General features: G+C 68.5%; 20 protein-coding genes and 1 riboswitch. Of the genes, 3 read left to right on the plus strand and 17 right to left on the minus strand.

The features are described 5' to 3' along the window. Nucleotides 1-137 precede the first annotated feature (137 nt). The 16 genes from ACFQ50_RS12440 to ACFQ50_RS12515 form a co-directional block, all read right to left on the minus strand. Nucleotides 138-1,124 carry a LysM peptidoglycan-binding domain-containing protein gene (locus tag ACFQ50_RS12440; protein ID WP_377995848.1) on the minus strand — a complete coding sequence of 329 codons (987 nt, stop codon included), beginning with the start codon at nt 1,122-1,124 and terminating at the stop codon, nt 138-140. Between the two features lie 6 nt (nt 1,125-1,130). Further along, nucleotides 1,131-1,299: riboswitch (cyclic di-AMP (ydaO/yuaA leader) on the minus strand. Nucleotides 1,300-1,460: 161 nt separating this feature from the next. Next, nucleotides 1,461-2,834 carry an NAD(P)(+) transhydrogenase (Re/Si-specific) subunit beta gene (locus tag ACFQ50_RS12445; protein WP_377995849.1) on the minus strand — a complete coding sequence of 458 codons (1,374 nt, stop codon included), beginning with the start codon at nt 2,832-2,834 and terminating at the stop codon, nt 1,461-1,463. Further along, complete coding sequence (locus ACFQ50_RS12450; protein WP_377995850.1) at nt 2,831-3,181, minus strand: NAD(P) transhydrogenase subunit alpha; 351 nt, start codon at nt 3,179-3,181, stop codon at nt 2,831-2,833. The genes ACFQ50_RS12445 and ACFQ50_RS12450 overlap by 4 nt, the downstream gene beginning before the upstream one ends. Then, nucleotides 3,181-4,383 carry a Re/Si-specific NAD(P)(+) transhydrogenase subunit alpha gene (locus ACFQ50_RS12455; RefSeq protein WP_377995851.1) on the minus strand — a complete coding sequence of 401 codons (1,203 nt, stop codon included), beginning with the start codon at nt 4,381-4,383 and terminating at the stop codon, nt 3,181-3,183. The genes ACFQ50_RS12450 and ACFQ50_RS12455 overlap by 1 nt, the downstream gene beginning before the upstream one ends. A gap of 155 nt (nt 4,384-4,538) precedes the next feature. Next, entirely contained in the window at nt 4,539-5,372 is an 834-nt protein-coding gene (locus ACFQ50_RS12460) for an IclR family transcriptional regulator C-terminal domain-containing protein (protein ID WP_377995852.1), read from the minus strand. 131 nt (nt 5,373-5,503) lie between these two features. Then, complete coding sequence (locus ACFQ50_RS12465) at nt 5,504-6,187, minus strand: 3-oxoacid CoA-transferase subunit B (RefSeq protein WP_377995853.1); 684 nt, start codon at nt 6,185-6,187, stop codon at nt 5,504-5,506. Between the two features lies 1 nt (nt 6,188). Then, the gene (locus ACFQ50_RS12470; protein WP_377995854.1) at nt 6,189-6,896 is read right to left on the minus strand and encodes a 3-oxoacid CoA-transferase subunit A; all 708 of its coding nucleotides are present in this window, start codon (nt 6,894-6,896) and stop codon (nt 6,189-6,191) included. 3 nt (nt 6,897-6,899) lie between these two features. Continuing rightward, a complete protein-coding gene (locus ACFQ50_RS12475; RefSeq protein ID WP_377995855.1) occupies nt 6,900-8,114 on the minus strand; it encodes a thiolase family protein in 1,215 nt (404 codons plus the stop codon). 79 nt (nt 8,115-8,193) lie between these two features. Continuing rightward, on the minus strand, nt 8,194-8,703 hold the full coding sequence (gene pcaC, locus ACFQ50_RS12480) for a 4-carboxymuconolactone decarboxylase (protein WP_377995856.1): 510 nt from the start codon (nt 8,701-8,703) through the stop codon (nt 8,194-8,196). Next, nucleotides 8,700-9,518 (minus strand): alpha/beta fold hydrolase, encoded by an 819-nt coding sequence (locus tag ACFQ50_RS12485; RefSeq protein WP_377995857.1) that lies wholly within the window; start codon nt 9,516-9,518, stop codon nt 8,700-8,702. Before ACFQ50_RS12485 ends, pcaC begins: the two co-directional genes overlap by 4 nt. Next, complete coding sequence (locus ACFQ50_RS12490; RefSeq protein ID WP_377995858.1) at nt 9,511-11,037, minus strand: lyase family protein; 1,527 nt, start codon at nt 11,035-11,037, stop codon at nt 9,511-9,513. The genes ACFQ50_RS12485 and ACFQ50_RS12490 overlap by 8 nt, the downstream gene beginning before the upstream one ends. Next, nucleotides 11,034-11,624 (minus strand): protocatechuate 3,4-dioxygenase subunit alpha, encoded by a 591-nt coding sequence (pcaG, locus tag ACFQ50_RS12495; protein ID WP_377995859.1) that lies wholly within the window; start codon nt 11,622-11,624, stop codon nt 11,034-11,036. Before pcaG ends, ACFQ50_RS12490 begins: the two co-directional genes overlap by 4 nt. Further along, nucleotides 11,617-12,465 (minus strand): protocatechuate 3,4-dioxygenase subunit beta, encoded by an 849-nt coding sequence (gene pcaH, locus ACFQ50_RS12500; RefSeq protein WP_377995907.1) that lies wholly within the window; start codon nt 12,463-12,465, stop codon nt 11,617-11,619. Before pcaH ends, pcaG begins: the two co-directional genes overlap by 8 nt. Nucleotides 12,466-12,548: 83 nt before the next feature. Further along, entirely contained in the window at nt 12,549-14,480 is a 1,932-nt protein-coding gene (locus ACFQ50_RS12505; protein ID WP_377995860.1) for a bifunctional sugar phosphate isomerase/epimerase/4-hydroxyphenylpyruvate dioxygenase family protein, read from the minus strand. Next, the gene (locus tag ACFQ50_RS12510; protein ID WP_377995861.1) at nt 14,480-15,361 is read right to left on the minus strand and encodes a shikimate dehydrogenase; all 882 of its coding nucleotides are present in this window, start codon (nt 15,359-15,361) and stop codon (nt 14,480-14,482) included. Before ACFQ50_RS12510 ends, ACFQ50_RS12505 begins: the two co-directional genes overlap by 1 nt. Nucleotides 15,362-15,520: 159 nt before the next feature. After that, the gene (locus ACFQ50_RS12515) at nt 15,521-16,351 is read right to left on the minus strand and encodes an IclR family transcriptional regulator (protein ID WP_377995862.1); all 831 of its coding nucleotides are present in this window, start codon (nt 16,349-16,351) and stop codon (nt 15,521-15,523) included. 227 nt (nt 16,352-16,578) lie between these two features. Between ACFQ50_RS12515 and ACFQ50_RS12520 the strand changes: the two genes are divergently transcribed. After that, entirely contained in the window at nt 16,579-17,898 is a 1,320-nt protein-coding gene (locus ACFQ50_RS12520; protein ID WP_377995863.1) for an MFS transporter, read from the plus strand. Between the two features lie 86 nt (nt 17,899-17,984). On the opposite strand, the gene ACFQ50_RS12525 is transcribed toward ACFQ50_RS12520, so the two are convergent. Continuing rightward, a complete protein-coding gene (locus ACFQ50_RS12525; RefSeq protein ID WP_377995864.1) occupies nt 17,985-19,052 on the minus strand; it encodes an ATP-dependent DNA ligase in 1,068 nt (355 codons plus the stop codon). Nucleotides 19,053-19,144: 92 nt separating this feature from the next. On the opposite strand from ACFQ50_RS12525, the gene ACFQ50_RS12530 reads away from it, so the two are divergent. After that, nucleotides 19,145-20,116, plus strand: coding sequence for a TIGR03885 family FMN-dependent LLM class oxidoreductase (locus ACFQ50_RS12530; RefSeq protein ID WP_377995865.1), 972 nt, complete (start codon nt 19,145-19,147; stop codon nt 20,114-20,116). After that, the gene (locus tag ACFQ50_RS12535) at nt 20,113-21,807 is read left to right on the plus strand and encodes an alpha-amylase family protein (protein ID WP_377995866.1); all 1,695 of its coding nucleotides are present in this window, start codon (nt 20,113-20,115) and stop codon (nt 21,805-21,807) included. Before ACFQ50_RS12530 ends, ACFQ50_RS12535 begins: the two co-directional genes overlap by 4 nt. Nucleotides 21,808-21,821: the final 14 nt, after the last annotated feature.

Below are 21,821 nucleotides of genomic sequence, written 5' to 3' on the forward strand. Positions count from 1 at the left end.
TGGTGGAGATAATTTATGGGGCCCGGGGCCCGCGGCCCACCGGATTTCCTGTTGGGGCAACCTGCGCCGCCGGGGGGGGTGCCGTGGCCCCCGCCGCTGCTGTGTCCGGTTGCCGCCGGTCAGGCGGGCATCCGCTGTTAGGCGTTCACCCGCACGTAAGTGGAGCCGGTGAGCCAGGAGGCCGGGTGCACGATGGTTTCGTTGACACCGTTCATGCCGCTGCTAATGGCCTGGCCGCCGCCGATGTAGACGCCGACGTGTCCGCCGCTGATCATCAGGTCACCGGGCCGCGGGGAGGAGACCGGAGTTCCGTACTGGTAGAACTGCGCGGGCGCGAGGTCGCCGACGGACTTGCCGACGGAGCGCAGGGCCTGCTCCACCAGGACGGTGCAGTCCTGGGTGGCACCAAGCTGCGCCCTGGCGGAGGCCACAATGGCCGCGCCCGCGCCGCTGGCTGCCGGAGCGGTTGCTGTTGCCGGGGTTATCGACGCGGAGGCGTTGTAGATTCCCATGCCGGCGGGCTCCGGGACGGCCGGGGCTGCAGGAACGGCCGGAACAGCAGGGGCCGCGGGGACCGCAGGCACTGCGGGAGTTGCCGGCCCTGCGGGAGCCGCGGCCGCGCCGGGCCCCGGGATGAGGATCTGGTCACCGGGGTAAATGACGGAGGCCAGGGACAGGCCGTTCTCCGCGAGCAGTGCATCGAGGCTGACGCCGTGGCGTGCCGCGATGGCGCCGAGGGTGTCGCCGGGCGCAACGGTGTGCGACGCGCCGGCAACAGCAGATCCTCCGTCTGCCGGAGCCGGGAGTGCCGGCGCAGGGGCCGGGACTGCCGGAGCCTGCGCCTGGGTGGGTGCGGCGAGCGCCTGGCCCGCGACGGACTTCACAGCAGCAGCGGCCGGGGCCGGGGCGGACTGTGCAGCGCCGCTGGCCGGAATCTCGGGCGCGTAGGCACCTGCGTGGGCAGGTGCCCCCGCGCCGAAGAGGAGTCCGGAAGCGACGGCGGCGGCGGCCGCCGGCTTGGCAACCGAGGCGGCATTGGACTTGAAGGAATACGACAGGCCCTGCAGGGCGATGGACGTCGTCGGGGTGGCGCGATGGCGCGCGGGCGTGAACTTACGTGACATGGTTGATGTGCCTCTCCCATGCCTGCGGGGTTAGCTGTCGGGTTCGGGTGGGAGTCACCCGGTCCTGCCCGCTGCTGGGCGCAGCGCCTGGACTTAACCCCTAGGCCTTGGCGCGCAAGGCCGGTACTAAGGTGGTTCCCCCGTCCCTGCCTGTTGGTGATAGCGAACGGATCCCGGTCAGCGGCAGGGCTCGGCATTCTGCCCGGGATGCCCTGAGCGGAACCAGGGCACCGGCCGAGGCTACCGCACCCCCGCACCAAAAGTCACATTTCGGTAACGGCGGCGGTTGAATAAGCAGTTGAGGAACCAGTGCGGGAGGGTGCAGACCCCAACACCCTACAGGGCCTTCACCGCGCCCAGCACCTTCGTCAGGGACTCCTTCGCGTCGCCGAACAGCAGCGTGGTCTGCGGCTCGAACATGAGGTCGTTCTCGATCCCGGCGAACCCCGGCCGCATGGAGCGCTTGAGGAACACCACCTGACGCGCGTCCGCCACCTCGAGGATTGGCATCCCGTAGATCGGCGATCCGGCCGTGGTCTTCGCGGCGGGGTTCACGACGTCGTTCGCGCCGACCACCAGCGCGACGTCGGCGGTGCGGAACTCGGAGTTGATCTGGCCCATTTCCTTGAGCGATTCGTAGGGCACGTTGGCCTCGGCGAGCAGCACGTTCATGTGCCCCGGCATGCGCCCGGCCACCGGATGAATGGCGAAGTCCACGCGGGTGCCCCGGGATTCCAGGGCCTGCGCCAGCTCTGCCGCGGTGTGCTGCCCCTGCGCCACGGCGAGCCCGTAGCCGGGAACGATGATCACGCGCTGCGCGTAGCCCAGGAGCACCGCCACGTCCTCCGGGCTGGACGAGCGGACCGGACGGTCGCTCACGGCCGTGGATCCCGCCGTCGAACCTCCCCGGAACGCGCCGAACAGGATGCCGGCCACGCTGCGGCCCATGGCCGCGGCCATCGCGCGGGTGAGGATGGTGCCTGAGGCGCCCACGAGCGTGCCGGCCACCACCAGCAGCACGTTCCCCAGCACCAGGCCGGACGCCGCAACAGCCAGGCCGGTGAACGCGTTGAGCAGGGAGATGACGATCGGCACATCCGCGCCGCCCACCGGCAGCACCAGCAGCACGCCTGCCGCCAGGCCCAGCAACAGGAGAAGCAGCGCCAGGACCAGGGATCCGCCCGTCACGACGGCGGACGCGGCACCGACGGCGGCAAGCAGGACCGCCCCCATGAGCACCGGCAGGCCGGGGAACACCACGGGACGGGTGGTCATGAGCTCCTGCAGCTTCGCGAACGTCACGGCCGAGCCGGCGAAGGACACTGCCCCCACCAGCAGGGTGAAGACGACGGCGACACGCACCCAGGCGTCCTCCGCATGCGGCAGTTCCAGCAGCGCCACGAGCGCGGCGGCGCCGCCGCCCACGCCGTTGAACAGAGCAACGAGCTGCGGCATCTGGGTCATCTTGACGCGCCTGGCCACGGGGGCGGCCACACCGGAGCCGACAACAATGGCGCCGAGGATCAGGGGGACATTGTCCAGCCGGGTCGAAAAAAAGACCGTGACGACGGCGACCAGCGCACCAAAGGCGCCGATGAGGTTGCCCCGGCGGGCGGTGCGCGGGGAGTTCAGGCCCTTCAGCGCCAGGATGAAGAAGACGGCGGCCGCGAGGTACAGCAGGGCGGTGACGTTGGGGTCCAGGAGGATCACCGCGTGGCCTCCGTGTTTTCCCTGGCGTCACCCTGAGGTTCACTCTGGGTGGGTTTGGCCGGTTTGTCGGGTTTGCGGCCGCGGAACATCTCGAGCATGCGGTCGGTCACCACAAAGCCGCCCACCAGGTTCGCCGTGGCAAGAACAACGGCCAGCAGCGCCACCGCGAGAACCCAGGGGTGCGTGGCCTGGCCGGCAACGATGATGGCGCCCACCAGGATGATCCCGTGGATCGCGTTCGCCCCGGACATCAGGGGCGTATGCAGCGTGCTGGAAACCTTCGACACCACTTCGAAGCCGACAAACACTGCAAGCACGGTGATGGTCAGCAGGCTGATGCCGTCCATCAGGCCACCCCTTCGTTTTCCGACGCAGTCACCGGGTCATTCGCCAACTCGTCGGCGAGTTCGAGCGCCGCGAGAGCCTCGGCCGTCGGCGGGTGCCGCACCACGCCGTCGTGCGTCAGGCACGCACCTGCTATCACGTCGTCGTCGAAATCCGGGGCCACCGTCCCGTCCCGCGTCATCAGCGCAAGCAGGTTGGCCACGTTCTTGGCATAGAGCCGGGAGGCGTCCGTGGGCATGGCCGACGGCGCGTCCTTGAGGCCGACGACGGCGACGGTCCCCTTTCCGTCGGCCGTGGGGACGTGGATGTCCCGGCCGGCTACGGACCCCTCCACGTTGCCGCCCGACTCCGCGGCAAGGTCGACGACGACGGACCCGGGGCGCATGCCCTGCACCATTTCACGGGTCACCAGGAGCGGAGCGTGCCGGCCGGGAACGGCAGCCGTGGTGATCAGCACGTCGGCATCGGCGACGTGCGGTGCCAGCAGCTGCCGCTGCAGGGCGCCGCGGTCAGCGGTGAGCTCGCGCGCGTACCCGCCGGCTGCCTCCGCCGTCTCCAGGTCCAGCCTGATGAACGTGCCGCCCATGGACGTGACCTCTTCCGCAGAGGAGGGCCGGATGTCGTTGGCGGAGACGCGGGCGCCGAGACGCTTCGCCGTTCCGATTGCCTGCAGCCCGGCCACGCCGACGCCGAGTACCAGCACCCGCGCGGGCGGGACGGTTCCGGCGGCGGTCATGTAGAGCGGAAAGAACCGCGGCAGGCGGATGGCGGCTTCGAGGACGCAGCGGTAGCCGGCCACGAGGGCCTGCGACGACAGGGCATCCATGGACTGGGCCCGGGAGATGCGGGGCACGAGTTCCAGCGCGAAGGAGGTGATCCCGCGTTCGGCGAGCGTCCTCACGGTGGCGAGTTCGGACGACGGCGACGCCAGACCGACCGTGACGGCCCCGCGCTTCAGGGCCGCCGCCGTCGGAAGTTCCAGCGGACGGACATGGGCGAGGATATCCAGCCCGGTGGGATCAAGGTCGGCGACTATGTGGGCTCCGGCTTGGCGGTATTCGTCGTCGGCATGCCCGGCGGAGACACCCGCCCGGGATTCGACCAGCACCTCCAGGCCCAGTCCTGCCAGCTGCTTCACGGTTTCCGGCGTCGCAGCGACCCGCCGTTCGCCTTCCCTGCGCTCCCGCGCTATGCCCAGCTTCACCCGCCACTTCCTTCCAACGGGTGCAGCGGCGCCTGTGCTCCCCCTGGAGGGTCCGGACCTTCGCGGTCGGGTGGACGGAGCGGCGCTGCTGCACGTAGTTGGCTAGAGTCTATGGCCCAAGTCCGCGTGGCGGGAGGGTGACCCGTCGACAGGGCCTAGCGTCCGCTGGAGAAGTCCACCGAAATTCGCTCAGCCGTGGCCACGATTTCCTTGCGCACGGATTCCAGATAGGCATCGCGATCCGGCTTGGCGGCCACAGACTGTGCCTGCAGAGACACGTTAACGGCCGCCACGACCTTCGGGCCGTGATAAACAGGTGCGGCCACGGACATCAGCCCCAGCTCCAGCTCCTGGTCCAGCAGGCACCAGCCCTGGGCCCGGACCTTGTCGAGGACGGCCAAGAGGTCCTTCACGGTGCCGACCGCGCGCGGGGTGAGCGGTTTGATCTCCGCCGCGGCCAGGTATTCCTTCAGCTGCTCCGGGGGGAGCCCGGCGAGCAGCACCCTGCCCATCGATGTCGCATAGGCGGGGAACCTGGTGCCTACGGTGATGCCGATGGTCATGATCCGGCGCGTGGTGACCCTGGCGATGTAGGCAATGTCGGTCCCGTCCAGCACCGCGGCGGAGGTGGATTCACCCAGCTTGAGCGACAGCTCCTCCAGGTGCGGCTGCGCCAGCTGCGGCAGGGAGAGCCCGGAAAGGTAGGCATAGCCGAGCTGAAGCACCTGGGCCGTAAGCGCGAAGGTCTTGCCGTCGGTCCGGACGTAGCCGAGTTCCACCAGCGTGTGCAGGAAACGCCGGGCCGTGGCGCGGGTGAGATCGGTGCGGGCAGCAACCTCGGTGAGCGTCATGTCGGCGTGTTCGGTGTCGAACGCGCGGATGACCGCCAGCCCGCGCGCGAGCGACTGCACGTACTGGTCGCTGGCCGCCGGCGCCCCATCCTTGGGCGGGCGGCCGGCCCGGGGCGTGGTCCCTGCTGCGTCGGTCATGGTTACCAATCCTATTAGCGCTCCCAGCGCGAACGAACACTTAAGCCCCGCCCCGAAGCGCGAACTGGCAGCTAATGACCTCAGATCGGGGATTTGAGGGCATCTGCTGCCAGTTCGCGCGGTGATGGAGGTTAATGCTCGACGGCGGGGGCTGCCGTGAGGGGGACGGGCACCAGGGCCTGGAGTTCTTCGAGGGAGCAGCCGAAGGTTTCGCGGACGCGGACGCCTTCGGGGCCGGTAAGGAACACGGCCTTGTCGGTGTAGACGCGGGTCACGCAGCCCACGCCGGTGAGCGGGTAGGTGCAGGATTCCACGATCTTGGAGGCGCCTTCGCGGGTCAGGAGGGTCATCATCACGAACACGTCCTTGGCGCCGGTGGCGAGGTCCATCGCGCCGCCCACGGCGGGGATCGCGTCGGGGGCGCCGGTGTGCCAGTTGGCGAGGTCACCGGTGGCGGAGACCTGGAACGCGCCGAGGACGCAGATGTCCAGGTGCCCGCCGCGCATGATCGCGAACGAGTCGGCGTGGTGGAAGTAGGACGCGCCCGGGAGTTCGGTGACGGGGATCTTGCCGGCGTTGATCAGGTCCTCGTCAATCTGGTCCCCGGTGGCCACCGGTCCCATGCCGAGCATGCCGTTCTCGGTGTGCAGGGTGATGTTCTGCTCCGGCTGGAGGTAGTTCGAGACCAGTGTGGGCTGGCCGATCCCCAGGTTCACGAACGAACCCGGTGCGATGTCGCGGGCCACCAGCCGGGCGAGGTCGTCGCGGCCCAGCGGGATTTCGGACGTCTGGATGGACGTTTCTACAAGGCTCATCTCAGGCCACCTGTTCCTTCGAGTCAGGGCCGGCGGCTGCAGCTCCGCTGGAATCAATACGGACGATGCTGTTGACGTAAATGCCGGGCGTCACGACGTTCTCCGGGTCCAGCGAACCGGTCGGCACGATCTCGGAAACCTGCACGATGGTGTGCTTCGCGGCGGCGGCCATGATCGGGCCGAAGTTCCGGGCCGTCTTTCGGTAGACCAGGTTCCCCACGGCGTCGGCCTTCAAAGCCTTGATCAGCGCGACGTCGGCGTGGATCGGGGTTTCGAACACCTGGCCGCGGCCGTCGATGATGCGGGTTTCCTTGCCCTCGGCCAGCATGGTGCCGTACCCGGTGGGGGTAAAGAACCCGCCGATCCCGGCCCCGGCGGCGCGGATCCGTTCGGCCAGGTTGCCCTGCGGCACGAGCTCGAGTTCGATCTGCCCGGCCTTGTACTTGGCGTCGAAGTGCCACGAGTCGGACTGCCGCGGGAAGGAGCAGATCATCTTCCGGACCCGGCCTTCCTTGATCAGCAAAGCGAGGCCCTGGTCGCCCTGGCCGGCGTTGTTGTTCACCACGGTCAGGTCCGTCGCGCCGGACTCCAGCAGCGCGTCAATCAGTTCGAACGGCTGCCCGGCGTTGCCGAACCCGCCGATCATCACGGTGGAGCCGTCCTTGACGGCCGCGACGGCCTCCCCGACCGTGTCAACGAAATTCAGCATCTCTTAGCCCTTCACTCCAGCGGTCACGTTTTCGAGTACGACGGCGAGGCCCTGGCCGACGCCGATGCAGATCGCCGCGACACCCCACCGCTCGCCGGAAGCCTGCAGGGACCGGGCGAGGGTGCCCAGGATCCGGGTGCCGGAGGCACCCAGCGGGTGGCCCATCGCGATCGCCCCGCCGTGCCGGTTCACGATTGACGGGTCGATGCCCCAGGCGTTGATGCACGCCAGGGACTGCGCGGCAAACGCCTCATTAAGTTCGACGGCGCCCACCTGGTCCCAGCCGATGCCCGCCTTCGCGAGGGCCTTGTTCGCCGCCTCCACCGGGGCGAACCCGAAGAACTGGGGGTCGTTGCCGTGCGCGCCGCGCCCGGCGATCCGCGCCAGCGGTTCCAGGCCCAGGATCGGGGAAGCGTTCTCGGATCCGATCCAGGCCGCGGACGCGCCGTCGGACAGCGGGGACGCGTTGCCGGCGGTGACCGTGCCGCCCTCAACACCGGCAGCCTCGGGCCGGAACACGGTCTTCAGCCCGGCCAGCTTCTCGGCCGAGGAACCCGGGCGGATGCTCTCATCCCGGACCAGGTCGGTGCCCGGCACCGGGGCCACCAGGTTGTCGTAGAACCCCTCGTCCCAGGCCGCGGCGGACAGGTTGTGCGAGTTGGCGGCGAACTCGTCCTGCTGGGCCCGGGTCACCCCGTACTTCTCCCGCAGCCGTTCGGTGGCCTCGCCTAGGGAGATGGTCCATTCCTTGGGCATGGCCTTGTTCACCAGGCGCCAGCCCAGCGTGGTCGAAGCCAGCGTCATATCGCCGGCCGGGTAGGGCCTCTCCGTCTTGGGCAGCACCCACGGCGCCCGGCTCATCGACTCCGCGCCGCCCACCAGCACCAGGTCCGCGTCGCCGGCGTTGATCTGCCGGGACGCGATGATCGCCGCGTCCAGCGACGAACCGCACAGCCGGTTCACCGTGGTGCCCGGGATCGAAACCGGCAGCCCGGCCAGCAGCGTGCCCATCCGGGCGATGTTGCGGTTCTCCTCGCCGGCGCCGTTCGCGTTGCCGAACACCACCTCATCGATCCGCTCCACATCAAGCCCGTGCGCCCGGCGAACGGACTCGCCGATCACGTGCGCGGCAAGGTCATCGGGGCGGACCCCGGCAAGGCCGGAGCCGAACTTCCCGAACGGCGTGCGTACGGCGTCGTAAACAAATGCCTGGTTCATGAATTCCTCGAATTGTCTGTTCTGGGCCCAACTGGGTAGCAGGTGAGGGGGTTCTCAGGGCTGGGAACGCCCTGTGCTGCTACCTAGTTGGGTGGGTGGGGGTGGTGTCAGTTGCAGGGGTGTCCATTGCTGTGTTGTCCATTGCATGGAACACCTGCTGGGCCGTCTTGAAGGCGGTGTTGGCGGAGGGGACTCCGCAGTAGATGGCGGTCTGCAGCAGGATCTCCTTGATCTCGTCCCTGCTCAGGCCGTTGGTGATGGCTGCGCGGATGTGCATGGCCAGTTCCTCCCAGTGCCCGTGCGCCACCATGGCGGTGATGGTGACGGCGGAGCGCATCTGCCGCGGCAGACCCGGACGGGTCCAGATGCCGCCCCACGCGATGCGGGTGATCATGTCCTGGAAGTCCTCGGTGAAGGCGTCCTTCTTGGCATTGGCCCGGTCCACGTGCGCGTCGCCGAGCACTTCGCGCCGGACCACCATGCCGCCGTCGTAAATCTCCTGGCTGGTGGCGTCCGGCTGGACCACGCCGTGGCGCTGGGTGCCGGAACTCTGCGTGCCAGTAGCGCCGCCCACTTCGCTGCCGCTCATTTTGCTGCCCCGCGGGATTCGGTCCAGGTGATCAGGCTCCGCATCAGCTCGGCCACGTGGGCCGGCGCCTCGGCGGGCGCCAGGTGCGCCACGCCCTCGAGTGTGGCTGCGGACGCGGTGCCGCCGCCGGCGGTGATGCCGGCCGCCACTTCTTCGGCGAACGACGGCGGGGCCACGCCATCCAGCGCACCGGCCACAACCTGCGTCGGGACGGTGATGCTGCCGAGCTGGTCGCGCACGTCGAAGCCGGCCAGTGCCTCGCAGCAGAAGGCGTAGCTGAAGCGGTCGGCGTCGCGCAGGGAGTGCAGGAGCCGGCTGCTGATTTCGGGTTCGCGGTCCATGAATCCGGGCGCGAACCAGCGTTCGGCCGAACCCTGGATCATCACCGGGGTGCCCTGGCTACGCACGGTCTCGGCGCGTTCCAGCCAGCCCTCGGGGGTGCCGAGCTTGGCTCCGGAGCACTGCACGGAGAGGCTCTTGAGCCGGTCGCCGTGCTTGATGCCCAGCTGCAGGCCGGTGGCCCCGCCCAGCGACACGCCGGCGTAGTGGAACCTCTCGCCGGGGGCGATTGAGTCGACAAGTTCGACGACGGCGTCCGCCAGGTCCGCGACGCTGAAGGTTTCCGCGGCGGGGGCAGAGACGCCGTGGCCGGGCAGGTCCCAGGCGACGACGTCGAGGCCGTTGCCCAGAAGTGAGCCGACCTGGGTCCACAGGACCGAGGAGGTGCCGAGCGACGGCCCGACGATCAGGAGCGGTTTGTCCCCCAGCGCGCGCTGGGGGGAAAGCAGCACTGCCTTCACTGCTGGTTTAGCCACGGGAATCTCCGTTTCCGTCTGGTTCGGTTGAAGTAAGCGCAAAATCCGGGAAAGCTGCCAGGATCCGCCGCGAGATCCGGGCTGCCTGACCGAGGTAGCTGGCAGGGTCGAGCAGTTCCTCCAGCCGGGCGTCGGAAAGCCTGTCGGCGGGGACGGCCCCGCGCAGCAGCCGGCGGTAGGTGGCGGCCTGTTCTGCCGGCGGCGCCTGCAGCGTCTTGTCGACGACGGCCTGCAGCTGCTGCTTTCCGTCGGCAACGGATCCGGCAGTCCCGGCTCCCCCGGCAGGAAGAAGCGGTGCCACCGCGGCCGAAACGCCCTCGCTGAGCAGCAGCGGGCCGGACAGGTCCAGGTTCCGCCGCATGCCGTCGGGGAAGACCTGCAGGCCCGCCGCGAGTTCCCGCACGTGGCCGGCGGCGCCGAGGGCCAGGGCGAGCAGCTGGCGCAGGGCCGGCCATTCGGTGTGCCACGCACCGTCGGGGCGTTCGTCGTTGAAGGTGGCCGCGGCAAGATGCAGCTGCGCAGCCAAGCCGGGCACCTGCAGGGCGGCGCTGCGGACCAGCACGGACAGCACGGGGTTCTGCTTCTGCGGCATCGCCGAGGACACCCCGCGGCCCGGTGCCCTGGGTTCGGCCACCTCGGCCACCTCGGGACGGCTCAGGAACAGGACGTCCGAGGCGATCTTGCCGAGCGCGTCCACCACCGAGCCGACGGCGTCGCCGAGCGACGTCACGGCCAGCCGGCTGGTGTGCCATGGTGCAGGTGCCGCGGCGAGGCCCAGCTGCGCGGCCAGCGCATCGGAGAGTGCAAAGGGGTCCGTGGCGGAACCCGATGTCAGCACTGTACCGGCAGCGAGCGTGCCCGCCGCGCCGCCAAACTGCACCGGCAGCTCCAGCGCCTCGAGCCGGCGTGCCGCAGCCGCCAACCCGTGAAACCACTGCGCCGCCCGAAGCCCGAACGTGAACGGCAGCGAATGCTGGGTCAGGCTCCTGCCGACGCACAGCGTGTCCGCATGCTGTTCCGCGAGGCAGGCGAGGGCCGCCGTCGTGCCTTTCACGTCGGCGAGCAGCGCCGCAACGGTATTGCGGGCCACCAGCATCAGGGCCGTGTCCAGGACGTCCTGGCTGGTCAGCGAGGTGTGCACCGCACGCAGTGCACCAACACCGTTGGCCCCCACATTGGCGGTGTCCAGCGCCCTGACCTGGGTCCGGAGGTCGGCCAGCAGCGGGATCACCGGATTCCCGCCGCCCTGGGCGCGGCGGGAGATATCGGCAAGATCGTACCGGGAGGCGTCGGCGGCGTGGGCCACCACGGCAGCGGAACCGGCGGGAGCAAGGCCATGCTGCTCCAGCACCGCGGCCCAGCCGGCCTCGACGGCGAGGATCGCCGCGAGGACGGCCCGGTCACCCGTCAGGGCCGCCACCAAGGGCGACGCCGATACGGGACTCAGCAGGCCAAAGTCGCCGCCGAGTCCGGCGTCGCCGTAAAACGCGCCGGCGCCCGCTGCCTGGAAGCCGGTCACTTTGCGGCGCCCCCGGTTCCGGTTCCCTCGAAGTCGAGGAAGACGGTTTCGCCCTCGCCCTGCAGGCGGATGTCCCAGGTGAGTCCGCCGTCGGCGTCGCGGCGCGCGATCAGCGTCTTGCGGCGCTCGGGATCCAGCGAGGACAGCAGCGGGTCCTGCGCCAGTGCTTCTTCGTTCTCCGGCAGGTAGACGCGGGTGAAGAGGCGGTTCATCAGGCCGCGGGCAAAGACCGCGACGGAGATGAAGGCAGCTGCGCCGGGTTCGGTGGGGCCGGGGTTGACGGTGGTGAAGGTGTAGACGCCGGTGTTGCCGACGGCGCTGCGGCCAAAGCCCGTGAAGGTATAGCCGTCGCGGACCAGGGAACCGGTCCGGTGGACGATGTTGCCCTCGGAGTCCGGCTGCCAGATTTCAAGGATGGCGTCCGGGATCGGGTGCCCGGCGCCGTCGTAAACAGTGCCCTGGAGCCGGATGGAGCCCGGGGATCCGGGGGCCAGCAGTTCGCGGTCCTTGGTGTAGGGCAGGGCGTAGCCGTAGAACGGGCCTACAGTCTGGCCCGGGGTGGGAACAAGCTTGGTGGAGTTACTCATGGTCGTCGCCTTCCGCGTCCAGCGCCTCGTTCTCGGTCCAGGTCCGCTTAGAGCCTGTCAGGACGATGTCCCAGTTGTAGCCCAGCGCCCATTCGGGCTGGGTCAGGTCGTGGTCGTAGGTGGCCACGAGGCGGTCGCGGGCATCCTGGTCCACGATCGACTGGTAGATCGGGTCCAGCGGGAAGAGCTGGTCGCCCGGGAAGTACATCTGGGTGACGATCCGCTGCGTGAACTCCGAGCCGAACAGCGAGAAGTGGATGTGCGCGGGACGCCAGGCGTTGAGGTGGTTCTTCCACGGGTAGGCGCCGGGCTTGATGGTGGTGAAACGGTAGGAGCCGTCCGGACCGGTGATGCAGCGGCCCACGCCGGTGAAGTTGGGGTCCAGCGGTGCCGGGTGCTGGTCGCGCTTGTGGATGTAGCGGCCGGAGGAGTTGGCCTGCCAGATCTCCACGAGCTGCCCGGCTACCGGGCGGCCGTCGCCGTCGAGCACGCGGCCGGCGACGATGATGCGTTCGCCCTGCGGTTCGCCGTTGTGCTGGATGGTCAGGTCCGATTCCAGCTCGTGGACGTCCTGGTGGCCGAACGCCGGGGAGTACAGCTCGATGGTTTCGGGGTCCGCGTGGTGCAGGCTCTTGGTGGGGTGGCGCAGGAGGCTGCTGCGGTAGGGCGGGAAGTCCAGGCGTGGCTGGGTTTCCGGCGCCGCACCATCCTTCAGTGTGCGGGCGTAGGCGTCTCCGAGGGCCTTGATCTCCGCGCTGAGATCCTGCTGGGTTTCCACGCGGGGCTTCCTTGCGGGGACGGCCTGCGGGGCGGCCGGGGTTGCGGGTACTGCGTCCGACAGGTCCTCGGTCAGCGCGTCGGCGTTGTACGTTGCGAGGTTCACGTCTTCAGGCACAGCAGCCTCCTTTCAATCTGTGGTGGGAATCAGTGGTTGGTTTGGGTCAGGTCGTGCAGGTGGTCGTACTGGACGGCGTGGCGCACCGGCGCGTTGGGCGCACCGTAGCCGTCGTAGTTGCCGCGGCGTTCCACCATTTCGAAGAACACGCTGCCCACCGTGGCGGTGTAGAAGTGCAGGAACTCGCCGTCGGCGTCGCGGTCGTACAGCAGGTTGAGGTCCCGGAGCGTGTCCAGGAAACCGGGGTCGAGGTCGAAGCGTGCGTCCAGGTCCTCGTAATAGTTCTCCGGGATCTGCAGGAAGGCCAGTCCCCGGTCGCGGGCCGCGCGGGCGGTGGCCACCAGGTCATCCACCGCGAAGGCGATGTGCTCCTGGTAGGTCTTCCGCGGGGCCGACCCCGGGGCCGCGCCGTCCTGCTGGATGACCGGGGCCAGGTTCAGCACCAGGCGCACGTCCCGGTCCGAGGTCTGCATGACCTGCGACCGGACCAGGCCGCTGGGGCTGGCCACTTCGGCGTACGGCTGCGGCTCCAGCGCCAGGGCGCTCGTGTAGAAAAGAACGGCCTCGTCGAAGTGCTGCCACGGCTGGGCCAGGTTCACGTGGTCGATCACCGCCGCCCGGGCGCCGGCGGGTACCTCGAGCCCCTCACCGAACCCGCGGGTCTGCCCAAATTCAGCCGTCCAGGCGGCGGTGCCGTCCGGGCTGCCCTGGCACAGGAAGATCTCGGTGGAGTCGGGGGCGGCGAAGCCCTGGAACACTTCCTCGTTGGCCTGGCTCTTCCGCGGAACCACGGGGGCCTTGAGCTGCTGGGCGCGGGCCGAGGCAATCACCGGGGAGTCGACGTCGAACCCCAGTGCGGCGATGGCCGGCTCGGCGGCTGCGGGGGCCTGTTCGTTGATGATCACCCGGGCGTGGCCCATGGTCCAGAGCTGGACGTCCTTGGTGCGGTGGCGGCCGTTGAACTCGAAGCCGAGCTGGCCGAGGACCTTTTCGAGCACTCCGGTGTCCGCGGCCTTGACCTCGGCGAAGTTGAAGCCGGCGGGCTCTGCGACCTGCGGCAGGGTGGCCAGTTCCATGGGATAACGACGGCGGGCGGCAGCTCTAGTGCCTGCTGCGCTCCCGTTGGAGGCGGGCGTATTCGTGTCGAGCCACTTGGCGCTCTGCTCCTCCAGCCAGATGAGCGAGCGCATCGCGTCGACGGCGGTGCGTTCGACGTCGGACTGGCGGAAGACGTCGTTGAAGACTTCCAGCGACACCGGCCCGGTGTAGCCGGCACGGACCACGTGGCCCATGAACTTGGCGAGCTCGAACTGGCCCTCGCCTGGGAAGACGCGGTAGTGCCGGCTCCAGGAGAGCACGTCCATGGAGAGCTTGGGGGCGTCGGCCACCTGCACAAAGAAGATCTTGTCCGCGTTGATGTTTTCGATGGGCGCGGTGTCCCAGTCCCGGGACAGGATGTGGAAGGAGTCCAGGCAGGTGCCGAGGTTGGGGTGGTCCACCTTCTCTACGAGGCGGTGGGCGTGTTCGTAGTCGTTGACGTACTTGCCCCAGGCGAGGGCCTCGTAGGCGACCTTGACGCCGTGCTCGCCCGCGAGGTCCGCCAGGGCGGCGAGCTGCGCGGCGCGGAGATCGTCGTCGTCGATCGTGGCGGTGGCGACGTTGGAGCAGACCAGGATGGTGTCCATGCCCAGCCGGGACATGAGCCGGAATTTGGCCCCGGCCCGGCGGAGGTTGGCGGCGAGCAGGTCCTCGGCCACGCTGTCGAAGTCGCGGAACGGCTGGTACAGGTCCAGCGTAAGGCCCAGGTCCGCGGCCATCCTGCGGACGTCCTCGGGGCTGAGCGACGAGGTGACCAGGTCCTGTTCGAAGATTTCGATGCCGTCGAAGCCCGCGATGGCGCAGGCCTGCATCTTTTCCTTCAGGGTGCCGGAGAGGCAGACGGTGGCGATTCCGGTGCGCATCAGACGGCCACCTCTTCGGCGGCGATGAGCTCCAGGAAGTGGGCGCGCATCCGTTCGGCGTCGGGCTCGAGCCCGGTGAAGATGCGGAAGGCGTCGGCGGCCTGGCCCACGGCCATGCGTCCGCCGTCGAGCACCTGGCAGCCCTTGGCCCGCGACTCGCGGACCAGCTCGGTTTCGATGGGGCGGTAGACGATGTCCGCCACCCAGTGCCGCGGCTCCACGAGCGCCATGTCCAGCGGGGTGCCGGGGTGGGCGGCCATGCCCACGGGAGTGCAGTGCACCAGACCGTCAGCGGCGGGCATCAGCTGCGGCAGCTCCGCCGTCGTGCGCGCGGTGACGGTGCGGTCCGGGAAGAAGCCGGCCAGCTCGGCGGCACGTTCGGCGCAGCGCGCCGGATCCATGTCCACGAGCTCCAGCGTCTGCACGCCGGCCGTCAGCAGGGCGTACGCGACGGCGGATCCGGCACCGCCCGCTCCCAGCTGCACCACGCGGTCCAGCTTGGCCCCGGGAAGTCCGGAGGCGAGGGCGGCGGCAAAGCCGGAAAAGTCTGTGTTGTGGCCGATGAACCGGCCGTCCTGGATGACCACGGTGTTGACGGCGCCCAGGCGTTCGGCGTCGGGGGCGATGTCGTCGAGGTGTTCAAGGACCAGCTGCTTGCACGGGTGCGTGATGTTCAGCCCGTTGAAGCCCATCCGGTAGGCGCTTTGCAGCAGGTCGCCGACGGCGGTGGCCGGCAGGTCGAGCTCGTGCAGGTCGATGGGCCGGTACAGGTAGCGGACGCCCTGGAGGTCGCCTTCGCGTTCGTGCATGGAGGGCGAGAGGGACGGCATCACGCCATCCCCAACAAGTCCAATGAGATAGGACTCGGTTCGATTGCTCATGCGTGCGGCTCCTTTGACAACGGCACTCGGCCGGTTCGGGCGCCTGCTGCGCCCCATGCTGGCCGGGTGATACGGATAACAGTACAGGAAAAGTTCATATGATGCACTCTTGTTCTAGATACGAACATTGCGTTTTTGGCCTTTGCCGCCGAGGCAGCCCTAGCGCTGGGGCAGCCTGGCTGAAAGCTCGACGGCGGCCGCCTGCAGGAGGGGGACCAGCGCCACCATCGCTTCCACGCTGAGCCGGAACACCGGAGCGGCCGTGGCCAGGGAGGCAAAGGCAACGCCCTGGGAGTTGAAGACCGGCACGGCTATGGCCCGCATGCCCAGCTCGTTTTCCTCATCCATGACCGCGTACCCCTGCCGCCGGACCTTCTCGATTTCGGCGCGGAAGGCATCCCTGTTGGTGATGGACAGGGTGGTCAGCGGCTCCAGCGGAAGCTCGCCAAGCAGCCGGTCGCGGTCCTCATCCTCAGCGAAGGCCACGAGCGCCTTGCCCACGGAGGTTGTGTGGAGCGCGCCGAGAAACCCGGGGTCACTGGTCACACGAAAGGTCTGCGGGCCGTCCACCTTGTTCACGGTGAGGTGGTGCATGCCGTCGCGGACGGAGAGGATGGTGGCCTCCCCGGTCTGCTCGGTGACCCGGCGCAGGATGGGCAGCGCCGTGCCGGCGAAGCCGTGGTGGCTGGAGACCGCCTGGCCCAGCTGGAAGATGCGCAAGCCGAGGTGGTAGCGGCGGCCGTCGGGCTCGTAGTCCACGAACCCGTCACGGGTGAGTGACCCGAGGAGCCGGTAGGTGGTGCTGAAGGGAAGGTCCGCGCGGCGGGAAATCTCCGCCGCACTGGCCCCGCGGGGCTCGTCCCCCAGCAGGACCAGCAGGCCCAGCGCCTTGCCCACCATATCGGTGCGGGACTCGCCCCTGGCGGGCTTTGTTTCTTCAACGGGGGCATCTGGGGAGGCGTTTTCGCCTGTGGCTTCCTTCACACTCATAACCCGATGTTGCCACAATGTGAGAGCTATTTCTAGATCGTGAGCGTGTTTCTTGACAGGTGACTGCCCTCACAGCCATCATTGCTGTATCGCACAAGCAGCTCTCACCATGTGGCTACTCGGTCCGCGTCTTTCCAAGGACCTCCCGCTGCCCCCACCCCAACCAGGACGGCGGCCCGCGATCCCCGACTTATCCCGCGACAGCGTCGTCCCCCTGAAGGAACACCATGAGCCAGACCATCCCGTCCGCCGCGCCGGGCACTGTTGCCCCGGCCGGGACACCGAAGAAGGCAGCCCTTGCCAGCTTCCTCGGCAGCGCCGTCGAGTACTACGACTTTTTTATCTTCGGCTCGGCAGCCGCCCTGATCTTCCCGCACGTGTTTTTCCCGGACGCGGACGCCAACGCTGCCATCATGTCCTTTGCGACGTTTGGCTTTGCCTATATCGCGCGGCCCATCGGCGCCGTTGTCCTGGGACACTTCGGTGACCGGGTGGGCCGGCGCAAGGTCCTCATGTTCACCCTGGTCCTCATGGGTGCCTCCACCTTCCTGATCGGCTGCCTGCCGGACTTCAACACAGTGGGCTGGTGGGCTCCGGCCCTCCTGGTGCTGGCCCGCCTCTGCCAGGGCCTCTCCCCGGCCGGTGAACAGGCCGGCGCATCCTCCATGACCCTGGAGCACGCACCGGACAACCAGCGTTCCTTCTTCACGTCGTGGACCCTCACCGGCACGCAGGGCGGCCAGATCCTGGCGGCGCTCGTCTTCATTCCGGTGCTCGCGCTGCCGGACGAAATCAAGTACGGCATCGGCTGGCGGATCCCGTTCTGGCTCAGCGCCGTGGTTGTTGTAGTCGCTTTCTTCATCCGCCGTTCCCTGCACGAGCCGCCGGCCTTCGAAGCCGCCCAGAAGTCAGCACAAATCGCCAAGCTGCCCGTGGCGGACCTGCTCAAGGCGCACTGGCGCGACGTCCTCCGCGTGATCTGCTGCGCCTTCATCGCCGCCGTGTCCACCGTGTTCGGCACCCTCGCCATCAGCTACGCCAAGACCGTGGCCGGCGTGGACGGCACCACCACCCTCTGGCTCGTGGTGGGTGCCAACCTCGTGGCCCTGGGCACCCAGCCACTCTTCGGCAAGCTGGCCGACCGGATCGGCCGGAAGCCGGTCTACATCTACGGCGCCCTCTCCAGCGCGGTCCTGGCGCCGCTGTTCCTGCTGAGCCTCGAGTCTGGCAACGTGCCGCTGATGTTCCTGGCCGCCATCGCCTTCTTCTCGTGCGGCTACGCCGCCGCGAACGCCGTCTGGCCATCCTTCTACGCCGAGATGTTCAGCACCAAGGTCCGTTTCTCCGGCCTGGCCATCGGCACGCAGCTTGGCTTCCTGATGGCCGGTTTCGCCCCGGCCATCGTCGCGGCCATGGGCGGCATCAAGCCCGGCGGCTGGGTGCAGATCAGCATCTTCACCGCGGTCATCTGCGTCATCGCAGCCATCTCGGCCCTGACGGCCAAGGAAACCTTCAAGGTCCCAACCAAGCAGCTCGGCCTCAAGTAGCCCGAAGCTCAGCAAACAAACCAATACGACGACGGCGGTCCGCCCCTTTCGGAAGGGGCGGACCGCCGTCGGGGTTTAAGCAGCCCTCAGGTGGCCAGCACTTCGGCGAGGTCGAACTTCACCGGCTCCTCGAGCTGTTCATAGGTGCAGGACGCAGGGTCCCGGTCCGGCCGCCAGCGCACGAACTGGGCGGTGTGGCGGAACCGCTCGCCTTCCATGTGGTCGTATTTCACTTCCAGCACCCGTTCAGGCCGCAGCGGCGTGAAGGACAGGTCCTTGCCGGCACTCCACCGGCTGCCCTCCGCATTGCGGGGCGTCCTGGCGCCTTCCGCCTGCTTGGCCCAGGCCCAGGGGTGCTCGTCGAAGCTGGTGACCAGGGGCTGGAGTTCCTCGAACAGTTCCTGGCGCCGCTTCATCGGAAAGGCCCCCACCACGCCCACGCTGGCGAGTTCGCCGTCGGGTTTGTACAGCCCCAGCAGCAGCGAACCGATCGCGTCGGGGCCGCTCTTGTGAACGCGGTAGCCGGCCAGGACGACGTCGGCGGTCCGTTCATGCTTGATCTTGAACATCACGCGCTTGTCCGGCTGGTAGTTCCCGTCCAGCGGCTTGGCGATGATCCCGTCCAGGCCGGCACCCTCGAACTGGTGGAACCATTTTCCGGCCAGCTCCGGGTCCTGCGTGGCGGCGGTCAGGTGGATGGGAGCCGCGGCGCCGGCAAAGGCGTCCACCAGGGCCGCGCGGCGCTCGGCGAAGGGACGGCCGCTGAAGTCCTCGTCGCCGAGGGCCAGCAGGTCAAAGGCCACGAACCTCGCCGGCGTCTGTTCGGAGAGCATCTTGACCCGGCTGGCGGCGGGGTGGATCCGCTGCTGCAGGGCGTCGAAATCCAGCCGGTCCCCGGACGGGCCCACCAGGACGATCTCGCCGTCGATCACGCACTTGGGCGGCAGGTTGGCTTTCAGCGCCGCCACGAGCTCAGGAAAGTAGCGCGTCATCGGCTTCTCGTTGCGGCTGCCGATCTCCACGTCGTCGCCGTCGCGGAAGATGATGGAGCGGAATCCGTCCCATTTGGGCTCGTAACTCAGGCGGCCTTCGGGGATGGCACCGACCGATTTGGCCAGCATGGGGGAAACAGGGGGCATGACCGGCAGCTGCATAGGCCCCATTCTTGCCCGGGACCTCCCCAGATGCCACCCCTCCGGCAACAAGCACCCTCGACACGGGAACCGCCCGCCGGTAGACATTAACGATGGCAGCTATCGGTTTCCACGCATCGCATGAACAGATCAGCCCAGGCCAGCTCCTGAAGGACGTCCGGCTCGCCGAGGAGGCGGGCTTCGACGCCGGCATGTGCTCGGACCACATCGAACCGTGGTCGGCGCGGCAGGGGCATTCGGGCTTCGCGTGGTCCTGGCTCGGGGCTGCCCTGGCCACCACCAACCTGCGCTTCGGCGTGGTCACCGCGCCGGGACAGCGGTACCACCCTGCCATCATCGCCCACGCCTCGGCCACGCTGGCGTCCATGTTTCCCGGGCGGTTCTGGATGGCACCGGGCAGCGGCGAGAACATGAACGAGCACGTCACCGGGGACCCCTGGCCCCTGAAGGAAACCCGGCAGCAACGGCTGGAGGAGTGCGTCGACGTTATCCGGAGGCTGCACGCCGGCGAGGAGATAACCCACCACGGCCTGGTCACCGTGGAGCAGGCCCGGATCTGGGACGTCCCGGAGCCACCGCCGCCGCTGATCGCGCCGGCCATCAGCGTGGAGACGGCCCGCCGCGCCGCCGGCTGGGCTGATGGCCTGGTGACGGTGAACCAGCCGGCCGAAAAGCTCACCGAGATGCTGGCGGCGTACCGGGCCGGGGGTGGCAAGGGGAAGGCCGTGCTGCAGATCCACCTGTCCTGGGCTCCCCGGGAGGAGGACGCCCTCGCCATTGCCCTGGACCAGTGGCGTTCGAATGTTTTCGCCCCGCCCATCCCCTGGGATCTGCCGACGGCGGCGCACTTCGACGGCGTCAGCACCGACGTCGGGGAAGCGCAGGTCCGGAAGTCGGTCAACATTTCCGCCAGCCTGGACCGCCACGTGCAGTGGCTGGGCGAATACCTTGACCTCGGATTCGACGAGCTGTACCTGCACTTCGTGGGGCAGGAGCAGGCGCCGTTCATCGACGCCTTCGCGGACAGTGTCCTGCCGCAGCTGCGGAAGGTGCCCGTGGCATGAACATCGCGGAGACATCGGACCTGTGGTGGAAATCCGCCGTCGTCTACTGCCTGGACGTGGAAACCTACTTTGACCACGACGGCGACGGCACCGGTGATTTCAGCGGCCTGACCCAGCGCGTGGACTATCTGGCGGCACTGGGCGTGAACTGCATCTGGCTCATGCCCTTCTACCCGTCCCCGGACCGCGACGACGGCTACGACGTGACTGATTTTTTCGACGTCGACCGCCGGCTGGGCACGCTGGGCGACTTTGTGGAGTTCATCCGCACCGCGAAGGACCGCGGCATCCGGGTGATCGCGGACTTCGTGGTCAACCACACCTCCAACCAGCACCCCTGGTTCGTCGAGGCCCGCAAATCCGTGGACAACCCGTTCCGGGACTACTACGTCTGGCGGAGCGATCCGCCGCCGGACACGTCCTCCGAAGTGGTGTTCCCGGGCGAGCAGACCTCCCTCTGGACCCAGGACGATGCCACCGGCGAGTGGTACCTGCACATGTTCATGGAGCACCAGCCGGACCTCAACGTCACCAACCCCCACGTCCGCAATGAGATCGCCAAGGCCATGGGTCTCTGGCTGGAGCTCGGGCTGGACGGGTTCCGGCTGGATGCGGTGCCGTTTTTCCTGGAGACACGCGGCGCACCGAAGGACGAGGCCGCCAACATCAACCCGCACGACTACCTCAGCGCCCTGCGAAGCTTCGTCAACCGGCGCAACGGCGGCGCGGTGCTGCTGGGCGAGGTGAACCTGCCCTACAAGGACCAGCTGGAGTATTTCGGCGGCGCCGAAGGCAACGAGCTGAACATGCAGTTCGACTTCATGTCCATGCAGTACATTTACCTGTCGCTCGCCAGGCAGGATGCCCGTCCGCTGGTGGAGACGCTGAAGACGCGTCCGCGGCTTCATCCGGACAACCACTGGGCGATGTTCGTGCGCAACCATGACGAGCTCACGCTGGACAAGCTCAGCGACGGCGAGCGGGAGGAAGTGTTCGCCGCGTTCGGACCGGACAAGAACATGCAGCTTTACGGCCGGGGGCTGCGGCGCCGGCTGCCGCCGATGCTGGACGGTGACGCCGACCGGATCCGGATGGTCTACTCGCTGATGTTCTCCCTGCCCGGCACACCCGTGCTCTTCTACGGCGAGGAAATCGGCATGGGCGAAGACCTGCGGCAGAAGGGACGCGCCGCCGTCCGCACGCCCATGCAGTGGAACGACGGGAAGAACGGCGGCTTCTCCAGTGCCAAGGTGTCCGAGCTGGTGGTCCCGCTGCCCCGCGGTGAGTACGGCCCGGAAAAGGTCAACGCGGCCAGTGCCAAACGGGATCCGGAGTCCCTCTGGAACTTCATGGCCACACTGATCCAGCGGTACCGCGAATCACCGGAGCTGGGCTGGGGCGAGTTCGCTGTCCTCGAACAGCCGGAGCCTGCCGTTTTTGCGCACCGCTGCAGCTCGGCGGAGGCCACCGTGGTGCTGCTGCACAACTTCGGCGCCGCGCCGGTCAAGGTCAGCGCGAGCGTCGGGTCCGGGGACACCCCGCCGCGGGCGTTCCGGGACGCGATCCTGCTGGATCTCTTCGACGGCGGGAACGTTCCGTTGGAGGCCGACGGCGGGTTCACCCTTGAGCTGGGACGGTATGGCTACCGCTGGTTCCGCGTCCACCGGCCCGGCGACCGCCTGGCGCCCTGACCCCTGCTACGCCC

This window comes from Arthrobacter sp. NPDC056493, assembly GCF_042795115.1.
Lineage (GTDB): Bacteria > Actinomycetota > Actinomycetes > Actinomycetales > Micrococcaceae > Arthrobacter.

Excerpts from the sequence above, each read along its gene's own strand:
- ACFQ50_RS12465 (WP_377995853.1), bottom strand. The coding sequence starts at position 6,187 with ATGAGCCTTGTAGAAACGTCCATCCAGACGTCCGAAATCCCGCTGGGC.
- ACFQ50_RS12525 (WP_377995864.1), bottom strand. The coding sequence starts at position 19,052 with ATGCAGCTGCCGGTCATGCCCCCTGTTTCCCCCATGCTGGCCAAATCG.
- ACFQ50_RS12510 (WP_377995861.1), bottom strand. The coding sequence starts at position 15,361 with ATGAGCAATCGAACCGAGTCCTATCTCATTGGACTTGTTGGGGATGGC.
- ACFQ50_RS12520 (WP_377995863.1), top strand. The coding sequence starts at position 16,579 with ATGAGCCAGACCATCCCGTCCGCCGCGCCGGGCACTGTTGCCCCGGCC.
- ACFQ50_RS12460 (WP_377995852.1), bottom strand. The coding sequence starts at position 5,372 with ATGACCGACGCAGCAGGGACCACGCCCCGGGCCGGCCGCCCGCCCAAG.
- ACFQ50_RS12530 (WP_377995865.1), top strand. The coding sequence starts at position 19,145 with ATGGCAGCTATCGGTTTCCACGCATCGCATGAACAGATCAGCCCAGGC.
- ACFQ50_RS12505 (WP_377995860.1), bottom strand. The coding sequence starts at position 14,480 with ATGCGCACCGGAATCGCCACCGTCTGCCTCTCCGGCACCCTGAAGGAA.
- ACFQ50_RS12440 (WP_377995848.1), bottom strand. The coding sequence starts at position 1,124 with ATGTCACGTAAGTTCACGCCCGCGCGCCATCGCGCCACCCCGACGACG.
- ACFQ50_RS12475 (WP_377995855.1), bottom strand. The coding sequence starts at position 8,114 with ATGAACCAGGCATTTGTTTACGACGCCGTACGCACGCCGTTCGGGAAG.
- ACFQ50_RS12470 (WP_377995854.1), bottom strand. The coding sequence starts at position 6,896 with ATGCTGAATTTCGTTGACACGGTCGGGGAGGCCGTCGCGGCCGTCAAG.
- pcaG (WP_377995859.1), bottom strand. The coding sequence starts at position 11,624 with ATGAGTAACTCCACCAAGCTTGTTCCCACCCCGGGCCAGACTGTAGGC.
- pcaC (WP_377995856.1), bottom strand. The coding sequence starts at position 8,703 with ATGAGCGGCAGCGAAGTGGGCGGCGCTACTGGCACGCAGAGTTCCGGC.
- ACFQ50_RS12450 (WP_377995850.1), bottom strand. The coding sequence starts at position 3,181 with ATGGACGGCATCAGCCTGCTGACCATCACCGTGCTTGCAGTGTTTGTC.
- ACFQ50_RS12535 (WP_377995866.1), top strand. The coding sequence starts at position 20,113 with ATGAACATCGCGGAGACATCGGACCTGTGGTGGAAATCCGCCGTCGTC.
- ACFQ50_RS12515 (WP_377995862.1), bottom strand. The coding sequence starts at position 16,351 with ATGAGTGTGAAGGAAGCCACAGGCGAAAACGCCTCCCCAGATGCCCCC.